Origin of the sequence: Acidovorax sp. 56 (assembly GCF_002749705.1) — a bacterium.
GTDB lineage: Bacteria > Pseudomonadota > Gammaproteobacteria > Burkholderiales > Burkholderiaceae_C > Acidovorax.
Window position 1 is genome coordinate 2,629,557 of sequence record NZ_PEEV01000001.1, and the last position, 18,315, is coordinate 2,647,871.

Genomic DNA, 18,315 nt, shown 5'->3' on the forward strand with positions numbered 1-18,315 from the left:
GTTGGTGTCAATCACGCAGTTGCTCGCGCCCCGCTACCGCCATCAAGGTGCAGCCCATGGTGGCAATGAGCTTTTCATGCCCCGCCTGCAGTGCAAAGGCACGGCCTTCAGATACGGTGATCGTGCGCCCAGACTTCAGCACACGACCTTCCATGCGAAAGCACTCTCCCGAAGCGGGTGCCAGCAGATTGATCTTGAACTCGATGGTGAGGACCGCAACATCCTCAGGCATGAGCGTCAAGGCGGCATAACCGCAAGCAGAGTCCAGCGCAGTAGAGACGAATCCGGCGTGCAAAAAGCCGTGCTGCTGGGTCAGTCCGGCAGCCCAGTCCAGTTCAATATCGACCGCCCCTGGTGCAATAGCAGCCAAGCGAGCGCCGAGCGTTGCCATCGCGCCTTGTTTGCGAAAGCTGTCTTCAACACGGGACTGGAATGATGTGCACCGAGGCTCGAACTTAGAAGCGGTCACGAAAGCACCATGAATTGACGTTTACGTAAACGTCAATTATGAATCATTTTTGCTTTTCTGACTTCAACAACAACGCACGCGCCTCTTTTTCGTGGTCACGAACTTCTTCCAGATTGGCTTGGAGGTCTGCCAATTGCGCCTCCAACTGCTTGCGATGGACTGCAAGCACATCCAAAAATTTTTTCAACTGCACGCCCGTATCTCTGGGACTGTCATACAGATCGATGATCTCTTTGGCCTCCGTCAGAGAGAGGCCTAGACGCTTGGCCCGCAGTGTCAAACGCAGACGCGTTCGATCACGCGCACTGTAAATCCGCACCCGCCCCCCACCCCCGTGCGGTCGGGCTGCAACAAGCCCATGTCTTCGTAAAAACGGATCGCCCGTGTAGTGAGGTCGAACTCTTTGGCGAGCTCGCTGATGGTGTAGGTGTTAGCCATGCTGAAGGAAACCGTGTCGCGGAGCCCAAAAGCACCACTCGGTTCAAATTGACGTTTACGTTTTCGTCAATGCTATCGCAAAGCGGACGATGTAGCTGGAGTAATGCTGTGAGCAGTCGGCTGAGCGGCTTTGATCCCTTCGCCGAGCAGAAGTTAGCCTGCTGGAGCAAAGTTAGCGTGTGGCCATCCGAGGTTGGGGATAGTGTTCGTTTCGATAGCCCCAAACGCAAAACCCCCCAATCCTTATGGACTGGGGGGTATTGGGGCTATAAGAGCCTGACGATGACCTACTTTCACACGGGAACCCGCACTATCATCGGCGCAAAGTCGTTTCACTGTCCTGTTCGGGATGGGAAGGAGTGGTACCAACTTGCTATGGTCATCAGGCATAACTTGGTGCTGGGCTGTTCATGGAACAGCCTAGCGAATTCATAGAGTTTGGAATCAGATTTTATGTGTTTTGACTGCGTCAACTTGGCATAACAATCTTTGAGCTTTTCACACAAGCATGACTGCTTGAGCGTTGGCTATCAAAGTTATAGGGTCAAGCCTCACGAGCAATTAGTATCAGTTAGCTTAACGCATTACTGCGCTTCCACACCTGACCTATCAACGTCCTGGTCTTGAACGACTCTTTAGGGGGCTCAAGGCCCCGGCAGATCTCATCTTGAAACGAGTTTCCCGCTTAGATGCTTTCAGCGGTTATCTCTTCCACACTTAGCTACTCGGCAATGCCACTGGCGTGACAACCGATACACCAGAGGTGTGTCCACTCCGGTCCTCTCGTACTAGGAGCAGGCTTCCTCAAATCTGCAGCGCCCACGGAAGATAGGGACCAAACTGTCTCACGACGTTTTAAACCCAGCTCACGTACCTCTTTAAATGGCGAACAGCCATACCCTTGGGACCGGCTACAGCCCCAGGATGAGATGAGCCGACATCGAGGTGCCAAACACCGCCGTCGATATGAACTCTTGGGCGGTATCAGCCTGTTATCCCCAGAGTACCTTTTATCCGTTGAGCGATGGCCCTTCCATACAGAACCACCGGATCACTATGTCCTGCTTTCGCATCTGCTCGACTTGTCAGTCTCGCAGTTAAGCACGCTTATGCCATTGCACTATCGTCACGATGTCCGACCGTAACTAGCGTACCTTCGAACTCCTCCGTTACGCTTTGGGAGGAGACCGCCCCAGTCAAACTGCCTACCATGCACTGTCCCCGATCCAGATAATGGACCTAGGTTAGAACCTCAAACACACCAGGGTGGTATTTCAACGTTGGCTCCATGAGAACTAGCGTCCTCACTTCAAAGCCTCCCACCTATCCTACACAGATCTGTTCAAAGTCCAATACAAAGCTACAGTAAAGGTTCATGGGGTCTTTCCGTCTTTCCGCGGGGAGATTGCATCATCACAAACATTTCAACTTCGCTGAGTCTCAGGAGGAGACAGTGTGGCCATCGTTACGCCATTCGTGCAGGTCGGAACTTACCCGACAAGGAATTTCGCTACCTTAGGACCGTTATAGTTACGGCCGCCGTTTACTGGGACTTCAATCAAGAGCTTGCACCCCATCATTTAATCTTCCAGCACCGGGCAGGCGTCACACCCTATACGTCCACTTTCGTGTTTGCAGAGTGCTGTGTTTTTATTAAACAGTCGCAGCCACCGATTTTTTGCAACCCCTTTGGGCTCCCTCTGTACGAGTTCACCTACTTGGGGCATACCTTCTCCCGAAGTTACGGTATCAATTTGCCGAGTTCCTTCTCCTGAGTTCTCTCAAGCGCCTTAGAATACTCATCTCGCGCACCAGTGTCGGTTTGCGGTACGGTCGTCAATAGCTGAAGCTTAGTGGCTTTTCCTGGAAGCAGGGTATCACTCACTTCGTCTGCAAGCAGACTCGTTATCACCCCTCATCTAAGCCCGGCGGATTTGCCTACCAGGCACGACTACAGGCTTGAACCAACATATCCAACAGTTGGCTGAGCTAACCTTCTCCGTCCCCACATCGCACTATTGATCGGTACAGGAATATTGACCTGTTTCCCATCAGCTACGCATCTCTGCCTCGCCTTAGGGGCCGACTCACTCTACGCCGATGAACGTTGCGTAGAAAACCTTGCGCTTACGGCGAGGGGGCTTTTCACCCCCTTTAACGCTACTCATGTCAGCATTCGCACTTCTGATACCTCCAGCATCCGTTACCAGACACCTTCACAGGCCTACAGAACGCTCTCCTACCACGTGCAATAAATTGCACATCCGCAGCTTCGGTAACTGGCTTAGCCCCGTTACATCTTCCGCGCAGGACGACTCGATCAGTGAGCTATTACGCTTTCTTTAAATGATGGCTGCTTCTAAGCCAACATCCTGACTGTTTTAGCCTTCCCACTTCGTTTCCCACTTAGCCAATTTTAGGGACCTTAGCTGGCGGTCTGGGTTGTTTCCCTCTTGAGTCCGGACGTTAGCACCCGGTGCTCTGTCTCCCAAGCTGTACTCGTCGGTATTCGGAGTTTGCATAGGTTTGGTAAGTCGCCATGACCCCCTAGCCTAAACAGTGCTCTACCCCCGACGGTAATACTTGAGGCACTACCTAAATAGTTTTCGGAGAGAACCAGCTATTTCCAAGTTTGTTTAGCCTTTCACCCCTATCCACAGCTCATCCCCTAGTTTTGCAACACTAGTGGGTTCGGACCTCCAGTACCTGTTACGGCACCTTCATCCTGGCCATGGATAGATCACTTGGTTTCGGGTCTACACCCAGCGACTGATTCGCCCTATTCGGACTCGATTTCTCTACGGCTTCCCTATTCGGTTAACCTTGCCACTGAATGTAAGTCGCTGACCCATTATACAAAAGGTACGCAGTCACCCTTGCGGGCTCCTACTTTTTGTAAGCATGCGGTTTCAGGATCTATTTCACTCCCCTCCCGGGGTTCTTTTCGCCTTTCCCTCACGGTACTGGTTCACTATCGGTCGATTACGAGTATTTAGCCTTGGAGGATGGTCCCCCCATATTCAGACAGGATTTCTCGTGTCCCGCCCTACTTTTCTCTAACTTAGTACCACACGTCTGTTTTCGCATACAGGGCTATCACCTGCTATGGCCGAACTTTCCATTCCGTTTTGCTAACAGTCGTGCTATCACTAGAAGGCTCTTCCGATTTCGCTCGCCACTACTTTCGGAATCTCGGTTGATGTCTTTTCCTCGAGCTACTGAGATGTTTCAGTTCACCCGGTTCGCTTCGCATACCTATGTATTCAGTATGCGATACCTCTTGCGAGGTGGGTTTCCCCATTCAGAAATCTCCGGATCAAAGCTTATTTGCCAGCTCCCCGAAGCTTATCGCAGGCTATCACGTCTTTCGTCGCCTGTAATCGCCAAGGCATCCACCACATGCTCTTAGTCACTTGACCCTATAACTTTGACATCTCTTTCGAGATATCGCCATTATTTTCAAGGACTTGCCAGGTCTTTCACCTGACGCGTTATGCCGTAATGTGAATAATTCCTCGACTCTAGGTATTTCTACCTTTCATCTGAGAACATTCGTCATTACTGAATTTCAATCAGCTTTCGCTTATTGAATATTCGTTTTGACGCAATCAAAAAATTGTCATCAGAGGCACGGTCTGCACTAAACCTTTACGAATGTACAGTTTCCTCTGACAACTCTGATTCGACTCTATGAATTTTTAAAGAACAGCCGATTGATCAATCGATATTGATCAACAACAAAGTGGCCTTTTGCAAAGCCGCTTTGGTGTTGAAGTCCGATGCTTGTTGGTGGTGGAGGATGACGGGATCGAACCGACGACCCCCTGCTTGCAAAGCAGGTGCTCTCCCAGCTGAGCTAATCCCCCAGTTTCCTCTCACGTATCCGTCTATTGGAATATGGTGGGTCTAGTTGGGCTCGAACCAACGACCCCTGCGTTATCAACACAGTGCTCTAACCAGCTGAGCTACAGACCCATTCCGCCTTCTTGCGAATGACTTCGCAAGTCAGCAGCTTGTTCCAACAACCGATAAGTGTGGGCGTTCAATATTGAATGCAGTTTTCCAGAAAGGAGGTGATCCAGCCGCACCTTCCGATACGGCTACCTTGTTACGACTTCACCCCAGTCACGAACCCTGCCGTGGTAAGCGCCCTCCTTACGGTTAGGCTACCTACTTCTGGCAGAACCCGCTCCCATGGTGTGACGGGCGGTGTGTACAAGACCCGGGAACGTATTCACCGCGACATTCTGATCCGCGATTACTAGCGATTCCGACTTCACGCAGTCGAGTTGCAGACTGCGATCCGGACTACGACTGGCTTTATGGGATTAGCTCCCCCTCGCGGGTTGGCAACCCTCTGTACCAGCCATTGTATGACGTGTGTAGCCCCACCTATAAGGGCCATGAGGACTTGACGTCATCCCCACCTTCCTCCGGTTTGTCACCGGCAGTCCCATTAGAGTGCCCTTTCGTAGCAACTAATGGCAAGGGTTGCGCTCGTTGCGGGACTTAACCCAACATCTCACGACACGAGCTGACGACAGCCATGCAGCACCTGTGTTATGGCTCTCTTTCGAGCACTCCTCTATCTCTAAAGGATTCCATACATGTCAAAGGTGGGTAAGGTTTTTCGCGTTGCATCGAATTAAACCACATCATCCACCGCTTGTGCGGGTCCCCGTCAATTCCTTTGAGTTTCAACCTTGCGGCCGTACTCCCCAGGCGGTCAACTTCACGCGTTAGCTTCGTTACTGAGTCAGTGAAGACCCAACAACCAGTTGACATCGTTTAGGGCGTGGACTACCAGGGTATCTAATCCTGTTTGCTCCCCACGCTTTCGTGCATGAGCGTCAGTACAGGTCCAGGGGATTGCCTTCGCCATCGGTGTTCCTCCGCATATCTACGCATTTCACTGCTACACGCGGAATTCCATCCCCCTCTACCGTACTCTAGCTATACAGTCACAAATGCAGTTCCCAGGTTGAGCCCGGGGATTTCACATCTGTCTTATATAACCGCCTGCGCACGCTTTACGCCCAGTAATTCCGATTAACGCTTGCACCCTACGTATTACCGCGGCTGCTGGCACGTAGTTAGCCGGTGCTTATTCTTACGGTACCGTCATGGACCCCAGGTATTAACCAGAGTCTTTTCGTTCCGTACAAAAGCAGTTTACAACCCGAAGGCCTTCATCCTGCACGCGGCATGGCTGGATCAGGCTTTCGCCCATTGTCCAAAATTCCCCACTGCTGCCTCCCGTAGGAGTCTGGGCCGTGTCTCAGTCCCAGTGTGGCTGGTCGTCCTCTCAGACCAGCTACAGATCGTCGGCTTGGTAAGCTTTTATCCCACCAACTACCTAATCTGCCATCGGCCGCTCCGTTCGCGCAAGGCCTTGCGGTCCCCTGCTTTCATCCTTGGATCTTATGCGGTATTAGCAAAGCTTTCGCTTCGTTATCCCCCACGATCGGGCACGTTCCGATGTATTACTCACCCGTTCGCCACTCGTCAGCATCCGAAGACCTGTTACCGTTCGACTTGCATGTGTAAGGCATGCCGCCAGCGTTCAATCTGAGCCAGGATCAAACTCTACAGTTCGATCTTGATAAATTTAAAGTCTTTCGACTTAACTCATAAAAACGGAATTGAAGTGAACTTCACTTCTATTCTCATGAGCGTTTGTAGTGCTAAGCACTAGTTCCAAAGAACTTGGCACTCGCCATCAAACGCCCACGCTTATCGGCTGTATATTTTTAATGAACCGGATCACAAAGCAACCGAAGTTTTCTTTGCTTTCCCGACTTAGCTGCAATCAGCTGAGCCTTGAATTCTAGCACAGGTTTTAAAGTCCCGTCAAACTTGAGGGTCTTTGCAGTTTGCAGCAATTACCCTTTTCAGAACAACTACCGCATTTAGCGCAGCCTTAGATTGTACAACAGTTTTTAACCCGCCGACAACAAAAACCCAACTTTCTGCAACCCCCTTCGCTACCCTAACAATCTAAACCGTCTCAGTAGCGAAGCCCTCGATCATAGCACCGTTTTAGAGACTCAAACAACTCAGCAAGAGATTGTTAAGAACCTACTCCGCAAACCCGGCACCCCCTAGCAGCAGACAGAGCGCCGCCTCAGAGGGTGAATCGAGTGAGCCACTCATAATTCAGGTCTTATGGCACTCATCACACTCATCAATGCGCAACTGGCCTTCGGCCACGTTGCATTACTAGACCATGCAGGCTTCTCTCTTGAGCAGACGGAGCGTGTAGGTCTGATTGGCCGCAACGGCGCAGGGAAATCGTCCTTGCTCAAGATTCTGGGAGGACTGGCAAAGCCAGATGACGGCAGTCTGCAGGTACAGCAAGGCGTACGCATTGCGTATGTGGCACAGGAGCCCATCCTAGACGCCGAAGCTACGATCTTCCAGGCAGCATCCGCCGGCTTGCAGCGAGTGATTGCAATACGAGAGCAGTACCTGGCAGCCGAGGAGGGCGTAGACCTGGACGCCCTGCAATCAGAAATTGAAGCGTTTGATGCCTGGAACTGGGAGCAGCGCGTGGAAGAAACTCTGCAAAGGCTTCACCTTCCACCTGAAGCGGTCGTGGGCACTCTTTCGGGAGGAACCAAGAAGAGAGTGGCGTTAGCCCAAGCACTCGTGTCACGCCCCGATGTATTGCTGTTGGATGAACCGACCAACCACTTGGATCTGGACTCCATTGAGTGGCTGGAAGATTTGCTGCTGGACTTTCCAGGCAGCGTAGTCACCATCACACACGATCGGGCATTCCTTGATCGGATTGCAACCCGGATTGTGGAATTAGATCGAGGCCAGCTGCGCTCGTATCCTGGCAACTTCGCTCAGTACCAACTCCAGAAGGAAGAGCAGCTAGCGCAAGAGGCCGTCATCGCGGCCAAAGCCGACAAACTGCTGGCACAGGAAGAAGTGTGGATTCGCAAAGGTGTGGAAGCAAGACGCACCCGAAGCCAAAGCCGAATCAGCCGACTAGAAGCGTTGCGCCAGAAGCGTGAAGCACGGCGCGACGTGGTGGGCAGCGTCAAAATGGACGTCGCAACCGGATCAGGCAACGGATATCAAGGCAAGATCGTTGCAGAACTCACTGATGTGGGCAAGGCATTTGGCCCCAAACAGATTGTCCAAGGCTTTACTGGCACTATTTTGCGCGGCGACAAAGTCGGCTTGATCGGTCCCAATGGTGCGGGCAAAACCACCTTGCTGAAACTCATTTTGGGTGAACTCCAACCCGACGAGGGCAGCATCAGGCAAGGAGCCAATCTTCAGATCGCGTACTTTGACCAAATGCGCCATGCCATCAATCTCGATGCGACGCTGGAAGACTTCATCAGCCCTGGCAGCGAGTGGATTGAGATTGGCAATCAACGCAAACACGTCAAAAGCTATCTCAGCGATTTCCTGTTCTCACCAGCCCGCGCTCATTCACCGGTGAGTTCACTCTCAGGGGGAGAGCGCAATAGATTGCTTCTGGCAAGGCTGTTTGCACGGCCGGCCAATGTTCTGGTGCTGGACGAGCCGACGAACGATCTGGACATCGACACCCTGGATCTGCTGGAAGAACTGCTAGAAAGCTATCCGGGCACCGTCTTCTTGGTCAGCCATGATCGAACCTTTCTGGACAACGTCGTCACCAGCACCATTGCATTCGAAGGCAACGCTCACTGGCGGGAGTACGAAGGCAGCGTTCAGGACTGGTTGATCCAATCCAAGCGTGCCCGCGCTCAAGCCCCCGCAGACAACAAAAAGGTTTCTGCGGAGATTCCAGCTCCAACAGCAGTCCAGGGCTTATCTAATAAGCGCGAGCAGCTATCAAAAAAGAAGCTGAGCTACAAAGAGCAGAAAGAACTGGAACAACTACCGGCAACCATCGAGGCGCTAGAGGCAGAACAAAAGATGCTAAACGAGCAGCTTGCCGATGGCAGCCTGTATGCATCTGATGGGATCAAGGCAACAGCAATGATGACAAGGGTCGCAGCCATTGAAGAAGAGCTGCTCTTGGCACTAGAGCGCTGGGAAGCACTGTCTGCCTAGCCCTAAAAGCACTTGGCAACCGAACTACTCCACCGATTGCCAGGTGCTTTTTCTCACCCACTCGGGCGATCATCGCCCGATGGACTGCTCTCAGGATCAAATGCGGTGCAGCACCCGATCCGAAGAGCCCCTCAACTTGGTCAACAGCGCCCCCGCAATTTGGCCCAGCGGAAGAACCTCATCCGCAGCACCATGCGCTATGGCCTCCCTAGGCATGCCAAACACAATACAACTGGCCTCGTCCTGCACATAGTTGTAGCTGCCAGCGTCCTTCATTTCTCGCATCGCAGCGGCGCCGTCATTGCCCATTCCCGTCAGCATAATGCCGAAGGCGTTGCGCCCAACCACTGCAGCAGCTGATTTAAACAAAACCTCAACGGAAGGCTTGTGCCTATTGACGGCAGGCCCATCATCAACGACTGCTACGTAGTTGGCGCCACTGCGCGCCACATGAAACTGCTTTCCGCCGGGCGCAATATAAGCATGCCCAGGCAATATCCGTTCACCATTCACCGCCTCTTTCACAATGATCTGGCAAAGCCCATTGAGCCTGGCGGCAAAACTGGTGGTGAAGCCTGGCGGCATGTGTTGTGTGATCACAATCGCTGGGGAATCCGCAGGCATCTGCACCAAAACCTCTTTGATGGCTTCAGTCCCGCCTGTGGATGCGCCAATGCAGATAAGCTTTTCAGTGGACAGACGTCCCAACAACCCCATGGCAGACACGGGGGCTGCAGCGGCCCCACCCGCGTGCAGAGGCGCAGGCGCCTGAGCAGGCGTCTCGCGGATGACGCCACGGTGCACTTGCGCAACAGCAGCAACACGGATTTTGTCCACAATTTGCTCGGCCAGATCATTCAAACCATTGGCCAGCCCCACACGCGGCTTCGCAACAAAATCAATGGCGCCCAACTCCAGCGCCTTCATAGTCACTTCAGCGCCCCGCTCTGTCAGTGTGGAAATCATCACAACAGGCATGGGACGCAAACGCATCAACCGCCCCAGGAAATCGATGCCATCCATCCGAGGCATTTCAACATCCAAGGTAATCACGTCAGGATTGAGTTCCCGAATCATTTCTCTTGCGATCAGAGGGTCGTTGGCTGTTCCAATGCACTCCATATCACGCTGGCGGTTGATGATCTCGGCAAGCAGGCTACGAACCAGAGCCGAGTCATCCACAACAACCACCCGAATTTTCTTACTCATCAACTCGACCTTTTATCAAAACAAGTCCACAGAGCCACCCGCATTGCTCTTGGCGACAGTGGCAGCATTGCCCCGAACTTCTTGCGCGACATCTGGATGGGCATGGGCCAATCGCTTGACCATCGCCTTGCCAGTGACCGGGAAGAAAACTACCTTCCTGGGATAAATATCGAGAACGTCTTCAGAAACAATCGGAATTCTCTCCGTGTGCAAGTAATTCAGTACGAAATTTGTATTTCGCTCACCGACATTCATTGTTGTGAAATTATGCATAACCTGCGCGCCACCAAATATTTTGGCTTGCATTGTTTCTCGCCGGGCGCCCAGCTTCAGCATTTCATTGATCAACACTTCCATTGCATAAGAACCGTATCGGCCAGATGAGTCAGCCATATCTCCATCAGGAAGCATAAAGTGATTCATGCCACCGATGTGTGCACGACTGTCCCACAAACAGGCCGCAATACATGACCCCAGAACAGTCATGATCACCATATTTTCATTGGCAACAAAATACTCGCCGGGCAACACCTTGACAGCGTTGTGCTGAAAATGATGATCTAGGTAGAAAAAAGATGCTTCACCAGGGCGTTTAGGCCGGGCCTTCAATTCATCTAACGAAGAGTCCCTTGCCGCCCCTCCAGCAGAATAAATATCCGCACTCAATGGTGCTATTCGCGGAGCTCTACGCCGCTCAAGGGCAGCCTGAGATGCCATTCCAGCAGCACCAGAACTGGAGGGTACACCAGAGTGAAAGTTGGTCATGGGAACGGTGGCTTTATTGTTCAACAAGGTCAACGGCGTTCATAAACCGTCTTCCCCCGCAAAGTAAAAAGATCCTTGGATTCGCTGAAATTTTCAGCGTGCCCGACAAAAAGCATCCCACCTGGCTTCAGTACACGGTGAATTTTTTCCAGAACGCGCCTTTGCGTCGGAGCATCAAAATAAATCATGACATTCCGGCAAAAAACCACATCAAAGGGCTCTTTGAAAGGCCAATCGTCCCTGATCAAATTCACGCTCATGAAGTCAATCAACCGACGCAACTCCGGCTTGACTCGCACCATCCCTGAATTAGCGCCTTTTCCCTTCAAGAAAAACCGCTGCATCTTGTCTTGGCTAACCCCCTTCATGCTGTCAAGACGATAAACCCCATTTCCAGCAGTTGCCAAAACTTTGGAATCAATATCGCTGGCAACCAATTTAAAAGAGGGGTTCGAACCCAGCGCTTCAAAGGCCGTCATGACAATAGAATAGGGCTCCTCACCAGTAGATGCAGCGTTGCACCAAACCTTCCATTGAGTTCCCGAGGGGCGGCTTTGAAGATGGGAGGCAAATATTTCAAAATGATGCTGCTCCCGAAAAAAAGCTGTGAGATTTGTCGTCAACGCATTGACAAATTCCTGCCATTCAGGGCCATCATTGGTTTCAAGCCAGCTTAAATAGTCATGGAAACTAGCATGCCCCGTCTCTCTCAAACGGCGGGAAAGCCGGCTATAAACCATTGCATGTTTTCCATCATGCAAACTAATTCCCGCACGCTGGTAAATCAGTGATTGAACTCTGGCGAAATCAGCATTTGTCCACACAAACTCTCTGCCCTGTGCAAGAGGTCCAGTGGATGCTGCACCATTACCCTCTACATCAATTCGAGCAACGGGTGCACGGGTGTTTTTTAATGCGTTAGTGGCTTGGGGCATATTTCATCCGAAGGGAATATTTGCTAGCACATATTTCTTGCCAATCACAAGCAAGCCAACACAAGCCCTTTCATCTGCACCACGTGCAGACAAGTAAATTTCACAAATTACTCGTCAACCGTGACCAACCCCATATCGACACCAGACATCAGCTTTTCAATATCCAGAAGAATTAGCATCCGCTCTCCCACGGACCCCAGTCCCAAGATGCAACTGTTATCAATTGCACTTTCAATATCAGGCGCAGAACGAATACTGTCCGCAGTCAACTCCATGACATCACTCACAGAATCCACAACAATTCCGACGACTCTATTGCGCAAATTCAAAATAATAACAACAGTAAAACTATTGTAATCTGCCTGCGCGCAATTGAATTTGAGTCGCATATCAACAATAGGAACGATAGTTCCTCGGAGATTCACGACCCCTTTAATGAATGCGGGGGCATTGGCGATACGAGTTGGTTGCTCGTACCCTCTGATTTCTTGAACCTTCAAGATATCAATGCCGTACTCCTCTTGATCCAACCGAAAAGTCAGATACTCCCTGGCCCCAGCTGGAGCCACATCTGCAGTTTTTCCAACAACACTCATAACAGCTCCTCAAATTGCGATCAAAACCAAATTCACTGACCACAATTTCTATTTAATGCCTCGCCCGGCGAACCAAGCCACCCGTATCCAAAATCAATGCAACGGTTCCATCGCCCAAAATAGTAGCACCGGATACATTTGGAACCTTGCGGTAATTAGACTCGAGGTTTTTCACCACAACTTGGTGTTGTCCAAGCAATTCGTCTACAAGCAGCGCAACACGACTGCCATCGGCCTCCACCACGACCATAATATTGCTTGATTTATTCAAATCAAATCGTGGGACTTGGAATATTTTCTCCAGCGCGATGACAGGCATATATTCATCACGAACTTTAACCAGTTGGGAGCCTTGCGCAACCGTACTCACATCATCAGCATTGACCTGGAAAGACTCAACCACAGAGGAAAGCGGCAAGATATAAACCTCTTCTCCGACCCCAACCGACATCCCATCCATGATGGCCAGTGTCAATGGAAGGCGCACGGAAACCTTCATGCCATAGCCTTCTGCTGAGTCGATTTCAACAGAGCCATTGAGTGCGGCGATATTCCGCTTGACAACATCCATACCGACACCGCGACCAGACACGTCCGTAACCTCTTCGGCTGTAGAGAATCCAGGGGCAAAAATCAGCTGCCACACTTCTGAGTCCGTCATCTGATCAGATACATCAAGCCCACGCTCTTGGGCTTTTTTCAGTATCTTTTCACGAGACAAGCCCCGACCGTCATCGCGGACATCAATCACAATCGATCCGCCCTGGTGGGATGCCGACAAAGTGATCGTCCCGTGCTCAGACTTGCCTTTCGCCAATCGATCTGCAGGCAATTCAATCCCATGGTCACAACTATTCCGGACCAAGTGCGTCAAGGGATCTGTGATTTTCTCAACCAGTCCTTTATCCAATTCAGTGGCTTCACCCAAAGTCACCAAATCCACTTTTTTACCCAGTTTGTTTGCCAAATCTCGCAACATCCTAGGGAAACGGCTGAACACAATAGACATGGGGATCATGCGAATCGACATGACCGACTCTTGAAGATCTCGAGTGTTGCGATCCAGATCTGCTAAACCAGCTAGCAATTGTTGGTACGCACCAGCATCCAAACCCCGGCTGTTCTGCGCCAGCATGGCTTGTGTAATCACCAACTCACCGACGAGATTGATCAGTTGATCCACCTTGTTCACGGCCACACGAATAGTTGTTGACTCCATCTGTGCTTGCGATGGCGCCTTTTGCTCGGACGACTTAGGCGCCACGGCCTTGGCGCGGGGTGCTTCATCGGCCACAGGAACCACAGCGTGTGCGACCTCTGCAGCGGCAGCGGGAGCTCCTGGTGCATCATTAAAAAACCCATAGGCCACGTCGGTATCGGACGCGGCTACAGAGACCATCTCCGCGTCAGGCAAAGCGGTGACCGCCGCGGCACCAGCATCAACGAAACGGACTTGATCTTTGGACACATGGAAAGCAAAGAGGTCAAGCAAGTCTTCAGTGGAGGACGTTGTCTCTACCGCAAACACACGCATGTCAGGAACTGCACCCGAAATATCCTGAATGGAGCCCAGCCCAGCAATGTCACGGAACAACTCTTTGATCGCATCGGCTTGCTCAAGGCGCTCAAGCGGTCCAATGTGAATCTCCAGTTGCCGAATCTGACCAGGGACATGAGGTGCTAGCGCTGGTGCTGCGGCTACAACCGGGGGAGAAGCAACGGGAGCCGGCGCAGCAGCAGGCGGAGCCAAAGGCGTTGAATCAGACGGAGGAAGGCCTGCAGCAAGGTCACTGATGCGCTTCACCAAAGCAGTGGTGGAGACAGCTTCACCTTGCCCACCAGCCTGATGCCGGGCCAGCAAACTGCGAGAGGCATCTGCCGACTCCAGCAGAACGTCTACCATTTGTGGAATGGGCTGAAGCTCGTGTCGACGCAGCTTATCGAGAAGCGACTCCATCTGATGAGTCAACTCAGCCACATCAGAAAAACCAAAAGTTGCAGCCCCCCCCTTTATGGAGTGAGCGCAGCGGAAAATCCCGTTGAGTTCTTCATCATTGGCGTTGCTTAAATCCAGATCCAAAAGCATTTGCTCCATTTGGTCCAGATTCTCTCCAGCCTCTTCGAAAAAGATCTGATAGAACTGACTCAGATCAAAATCAGCGCCTGACCCAGATCCTTCTTGGTAGGTTTCTGCCATGGTTGGCTCCTATTTGATTTTCTAAACTAGGCCGCTTTAGCGGATTACCTTTTGAATCACTTCAATGAGTCGATTGGGATCAAAAGGCTTAACCAACCACCCCGTAGCACCCGCAGAGCGCCCTGCCTGCTTCATTTGGTCACTGGACTCGGTTGTCAAAATCAAAATAGGAATAGTTTTGAACTTTGGATGCTCACGGAGTTTTCGCGTGAGGCCGATACCGTCCAGCCTTGGCATGTTCTGGTCCGCCAAAACCAGGTGAATGTCATGGCTTTCCGCTTTTTCAAGGGCATCTTGCCCATCCACCGCCTCCACCACGTGGTAACCCGCACCAGTCAAGGTGAAAGACACCATTTTTCGCATGGATGGTGAATCATCTACGGCAAGTATCGATTGCATGTAAGGCTCCAACTGACTTGAATATTTAGGTTAGCCAATAACGTGACGATCAGAATAAATCGACGGAACCAGCATCCATTTCGCTCTGTGTAACAGGGTTTGGCCTGTCGGGCGCCATTTCGGCAAAGGGTGCAGCTTCTTCACCTTCCTCTTGCCCCATGGCCTCTGAAGCAAGGCGAAAAGCACAGCCTTGTAATACCTTGGTGGTGTGCCAAATCAACTGAGATGCCATGTCCTGAAACTGCAATTCAGTCACAGCACTGCGCAAGGCATTCTTCGCAGCCTGCAGTTCAGGGGAGTCTGCAACAAAGGAATCCGTCAAAACAGCATTGGCCTCGCCAAAGCGTTCGAGCAAGTTGTCTGTTGCATGACTAAGCAGCCCTTCCAAGCGGTGCAAGTCGTGCATGACCACCAGCAACGAGTCCTGGAGTTCTGCTGCCACCATGACAGGAACTTGAACCCCTGGCCCTCCAGGCGTTGTTAGCGTAGATTGCATCGTTTCTCCATCGCAAAAGCAGCCACAAAGCACGCGCGTGCCATCAAAGACGGCGTTTTATGGACATTTTGCTACTAGCAAGCCCAATTGCCTGAACTTATTGGACGCTGGGCAACCAACCCCCTCAATCGGACAAACACCCTTGTTTGTTCCAAAATGTATCCTATGATAACGCCCCTATGGTCACGATAGCACCAGAGCAACAGCTTCAAATACTCCACCTTGAAGATTCGCTTGCTGATCAAAAACTGGTGCACCGCGTCATTCTTCGGTCTTACCCCTCAGCAGCCATCACACCGGTTGACTCTCTGGATGCCTTTGCGGCACTTGTTTCCCTGAGGTCATTCGACATCATCCTAGCGGACTACAGGCTCAACGGGTTTACGGCGCTTGATGCATGGCAACATGTTGCGCAATTGCATCACCGCCCCCCCTTCGTCCTGGTTTCAGGAGCGGTTGGCGAAGCTGCTGCGGTCGATGCCATGCACCTCGGCATCGCCGACTACCTTCTCAAAGACGACATTGGCCGACTCCCCCATGTCATGGCGCGCGCCATTGAAGTGCACCAAGCCAATAAAGACCGTGAGCTGGCCGTGGCAGAGTTGGCAGAGTCTCAAAAACGGCTGGCGGCTTTAGCGGAGCACTTACAGACATCCATTGAGCAAGAGCGCGCAGCCATCGCACGCGAAATTCACGATGACATCGGCGGAGCACTGACCGCCGTTCGCTTTGACATCGCATGGATAGGTCGGCACGCCACGACCGATGCCATGAAAGAGCATGCAGCGGCGGCCACAGACATGTTGCAGCATGCTGTGGGTGCCAGCCAGCGCATCATGATGAACTTGCGCCCCCCGGTGCTGGAGCAAGGGCTGGCCGCGGCCGTCAAGTGGCTGGCATCAGGTTTTGAGAGAAGAACAGACGTCCCGACGCAAGTGCGCCTCAACAAGGAAGACATCCATGTCAGTCCAGAAATCCAACTGGTGGCGTACCGCACCGCCCAAGAGGCATTGACCAATATCGGCAAATACGCGCAGCCCAGCAAAGTGAGCATCGACTTATCCGACTACGAGGGCGTCCTGACGTTGGAAATTGCAGACAACGGATGCGGCATGGGCCCCGAAATGCGAACCAAGCCCAAAGCCTTTGGGCTCAAAGGGCTTCAAGAAAGAGCTCGCACTGTTGGCGGCTGGCTGGATATCAGCAGTCAACCCACAAAAGGCACATGCATCACGCTGACAGTCCCGCTAACATCGTCACCAACAAAATACTAAGAGGGGTAAGTTTGTGGCGATTAATGTTGTTCTGTGCGATGACCATGCCGTACTGCGTCGGGGCATCCGCGACACGTTGATTGAAGCCCATGACATTCAAGTCACAGGAGAGGCTGGCAGCTACTCAGAGCTTCGGGAAGTTTTGCGCAGCGCGCCCTGCGACGTTTTGCTCCTTGATCTCAACATGCCTGGCCGCAGTGGGCTGGAAGTGTTGGCAAGCCTGAAAGAGACAAATTCGGAGATCAAGGTACTGGTGGTGTCCATGTACCCAGAAGACCAATACGCCCTGCGATGCCTCAAAGCAGGCGCCCAAGGGTATGCCAACAAGGCAGGGGATCCCGTGGCACTGATTGCAGCGGTTCGCACCGTCATGCAGGGACGCAAGTATTTGACTGCCGAGGTGGCGCAGATGCTGGCAGAAAGTCTTTCGCAGCCTGTGCAAGAAACACCGCACGCTGCACTGTCTGAGCGCGAACTACAAACACTCATCAAAATTGCATCAGGCCGTCGCCTGTCGGATATCGCAGAAGAACTGATGCTGAGCCCCAAGACGGTGAGCGTCTATCGATCCAGGGTCCTTGAGAAGCTGCAACTCACCAACAACGCGGAACTGACGGTGTACGCAATACGCAACCAACTGGTCTAGCAGACGTTTGGCCGGGTGCGGCAAGCGCTCTGTATCTGTCAAAGCAACAAACGAGAGCTATCTCTGTGCGGCAAAAATGTCCACCGCCTGCTGCATGAGCGTCAAGATAGGCTGCTCGAGCATGGGTAAGGTGGCTGTAATACCCAGCATCCCGACCGTGAGTGTCACTGGGAACCCAACGGCATAAATATTCATCTGTGGTGCAACACGGGATATCACCCCCAACGCAAGATTGACGAACAGCAGCAAGGCAATCATCGGCAGCGCAATCCACAAAGCGCTCGAGAACAGCGATGCCCCTAGTTCGTACAACCGCATCTGATTCAAGGCACTTAAAAAATTGCCGTTCACGGGAAATCGATCGAAGCTCTTGACGACCGCCATCACCACCATCAAGTGCCCATTGACCACGATGAACAACAACATGGACACATTGCCGAAAAAGCGAGCCACCGCACTGATTTGTGCATTGCTTGCCGGGTCAAAAAACGAAGCGAAATTCAACCCCATCTGCAGCCCAATGATTTCCCCCGCCAACTCCACAGAAGAAAACACCAACCGGACAGCGAAGCCAATCGACAAGCCAATCACCACCTGCTGCACGACGGCCCCAATCGCATCTCTCCCATTGATATCCACAATTGGCTGATTGACCAAAATACCCTGGGCACAGAGGGCAACAAGAAACGCTAAGCCAATCTTGACCCGCATGGGAATCATGCGCATAGAAAAAATCGGCGCCACTGAAAATACCGCCAGCACCCTCAAAAATGGCCAGAGCACTGGCGATAGCCAAGCAACTAGCTGCGCCTCATTGAAGGTGATCACATGCA

The 18,315-nt window shown here is 52.1% G+C and carries 12 protein-coding genes, 2 tRNA genes, 3 rRNA genes and 1 pseudogene; 3 read left to right on the forward strand and 15 right to left on the reverse strand.

Annotated features, from left to right (window positions below):
• Positions 1-7: 7 nt before the first annotated feature.
• The 7 genes and pseudogenes from CLU88_RS11625 to CLU88_RS11655 all read right to left on the reverse strand — a co-directional run bounded on the left by CLU88_RS11625 (position 8) and on the right by CLU88_RS11655 (position 6,502).
• Entirely contained in the window at positions 8-391 is a 384-nt protein-coding gene (locus tag CLU88_RS11625) for a PaaI family thioesterase (RefSeq protein ID WP_099656739.1), read from the reverse strand.
• A 121-nt stretch (positions 392-512) separates the two neighbouring features.
• Positions 513-907: pseudogene (locus CLU88_RS11630) on the reverse strand (MerR family DNA-binding transcriptional regulator).
• Positions 908-1,181: 274 nt separating this feature from the next.
• Positions 1,182-1,294 (reverse strand): 5S ribosomal RNA (gene rrf / locus CLU88_RS11635).
• Between the two features lie 153 nt (positions 1,295-1,447).
• Positions 1,448-4,326 (reverse strand): 23S ribosomal RNA (locus tag CLU88_RS11640).
• A 371-nt stretch (positions 4,327-4,697) separates the two neighbouring features.
• Positions 4,698-4,773 (reverse strand) — tRNA-Ala (locus CLU88_RS11645).
• A gap of 32 nt (positions 4,774-4,805) precedes the next feature.
• Positions 4,806-4,882: transfer RNA gene (locus CLU88_RS11650), tRNA-Ile, on the reverse strand.
• 91 nt (positions 4,883-4,973) lie between these two features.
• A 16S ribosomal RNA gene (locus tag CLU88_RS11655) occupies positions 4,974-6,502 on the reverse strand.
• The 16S, 23S and 5S rRNA genes sit together here with 2 tRNA genes alongside, the layout of an rRNA operon.
• A 570-nt stretch (positions 6,503-7,072) precedes the next feature.
• Between CLU88_RS11655 and abc-f the strand changes: the two genes are divergently transcribed.
• Positions 7,073-8,965 (forward strand): ribosomal protection-like ABC-F family protein, encoded by a 1,893-nt coding sequence (abc-f, locus tag CLU88_RS11660; protein ID WP_099656740.1) that lies wholly within the window; start codon positions 7,073-7,075, stop codon positions 8,963-8,965.
• Positions 8,966-9,061: 96 nt separating this feature from the next.
• Here the strand turns inward: abc-f and CLU88_RS11665 are convergent, their stop codons facing one another.
• From CLU88_RS11665 to CLU88_RS11695, 7 genes are all read right to left on the reverse strand, one after another.
• Positions 9,062-10,174, reverse strand: coding sequence for a chemotaxis response regulator protein-glutamate methylesterase (locus CLU88_RS11665; protein ID WP_099656741.1), 1,113 nt, complete (start codon positions 10,172-10,174; stop codon positions 9,062-9,064).
• 15 nt (positions 10,175-10,189) lie between these two features.
• The gene (gene cheD / locus CLU88_RS11670; RefSeq protein ID WP_199173524.1) at positions 10,190-10,891 is read right to left on the reverse strand and encodes a chemoreceptor glutamine deamidase CheD; all 702 of its coding nucleotides are present in this window, start codon (positions 10,889-10,891) and stop codon (positions 10,190-10,192) included.
• Positions 10,892-10,968: 77 nt separating this feature from the next.
• A complete protein-coding gene (locus CLU88_RS11675; protein ID WP_099656743.1) occupies positions 10,969-11,874 on the reverse strand; it encodes a CheR family methyltransferase in 906 nt (301 codons plus the stop codon).
• Positions 11,875-11,981: 107 nt separating this feature from the next.
• Positions 11,982-12,470, reverse strand: coding sequence for a chemotaxis protein CheW (locus tag CLU88_RS11680; protein ID WP_099656744.1), 489 nt, complete (start codon positions 12,468-12,470; stop codon positions 11,982-11,984).
• Positions 12,471-12,522: 52 nt separating this feature from the next.
• A complete protein-coding gene (locus CLU88_RS11685; protein ID WP_099656745.1) occupies positions 12,523-14,667 on the reverse strand; it encodes a chemotaxis protein CheW in 2,145 nt (714 codons plus the stop codon).
• A gap of 36 nt (positions 14,668-14,703) precedes the next feature.
• On the reverse strand, positions 14,704-15,066 hold the full coding sequence (locus CLU88_RS11690; protein WP_007853722.1) for a response regulator: 363 nt from the start codon (positions 15,064-15,066) through the stop codon (positions 14,704-14,706).
• Positions 15,067-15,115: 49 nt separating this feature from the next.
• Positions 15,116-15,562, reverse strand: a complete 447-nt coding sequence (locus CLU88_RS11695) for a hypothetical protein (RefSeq protein WP_099656746.1) — start codon at positions 15,560-15,562, stop codon at positions 15,116-15,118.
• A gap of 179 nt (positions 15,563-15,741) precedes the next feature.
• On the opposite strand from CLU88_RS11695, the gene CLU88_RS11700 reads away from it, so the two are divergent.
• Both CLU88_RS11700 and CLU88_RS11705 read left to right on the forward strand, forming a co-directional pair.
• Complete coding sequence (locus CLU88_RS11700) at positions 15,742-16,836, forward strand: ATP-binding protein (RefSeq protein ID WP_099656747.1); 1,095 nt, start codon at positions 15,742-15,744, stop codon at positions 16,834-16,836.
• Positions 16,837-16,849: 13 nt separating this feature from the next.
• Entirely contained in the window at positions 16,850-17,482 is a 633-nt protein-coding gene (locus tag CLU88_RS11705) for a response regulator (RefSeq protein ID WP_369827637.1), read from the forward strand.
• A gap of 57 nt (positions 17,483-17,539) precedes the next feature.
• On the opposite strand, the gene fliR is transcribed toward CLU88_RS11705, so the two are convergent.
• Positions 17,540-18,310, reverse strand: a complete 771-nt coding sequence (gene fliR / locus CLU88_RS11710) for a flagellar biosynthetic protein FliR (RefSeq protein ID WP_099658813.1) — start codon at positions 18,308-18,310, stop codon at positions 17,540-17,542.
• Between the last annotated feature and the right edge of the window lie 5 nt (positions 18,311-18,315).

Coding starts and splice junctions, on each gene's coding strand:
- CLU88_RS11675 (WP_099656743.1), bottom strand. CDS start 11,874: ATGCCCCAAGCCACTAACGCATTAAAAAACACCCGTGCACCCGTTGCT.
- CLU88_RS11700 (WP_099656747.1), top strand. CDS start 15,742: ATGGTCACGATAGCACCAGAGCAACAGCTTCAAATACTCCACCTTGAA.
- CLU88_RS11690 (WP_007853722.1), bottom strand. CDS start 15,066: ATGCAATCGATACTTGCCGTAGATGATTCACCATCCATGCGAAAAATG.
- CLU88_RS11680 (WP_099656744.1), bottom strand. CDS start 12,470: ATGAGTGTTGTTGGAAAAACTGCAGATGTGGCTCCAGCTGGGGCCAGG.
- cheD (WP_199173524.1), bottom strand. CDS start 10,891: ATGGCATCTCAGGCTGCCCTTGAGCGGCGTAGAGCTCCGCGAATAGCA.
- CLU88_RS11685 (WP_099656745.1), bottom strand. CDS start 14,667: ATGGCAGAAACCTACCAAGAAGGATCTGGGTCAGGCGCTGATTTTGAT.
- CLU88_RS11625 (WP_099656739.1), bottom strand. CDS start 391: ATGGCAACGCTCGGCGCTCGCTTGGCTGCTATTGCACCAGGGGCGGTC.
- abc-f (WP_099656740.1), top strand. CDS start 7,073: ATGGCACTCATCACACTCATCAATGCGCAACTGGCCTTCGGCCACGTT.
- CLU88_RS11695 (WP_099656746.1), bottom strand. CDS start 15,562: ATGCAATCTACGCTAACAACGCCTGGAGGGCCAGGGGTTCAAGTTCCT.
- CLU88_RS11665 (WP_099656741.1), bottom strand. CDS start 10,174: ATGAGTAAGAAAATTCGGGTGGTTGTTGTGGATGACTCGGCTCTGGTT.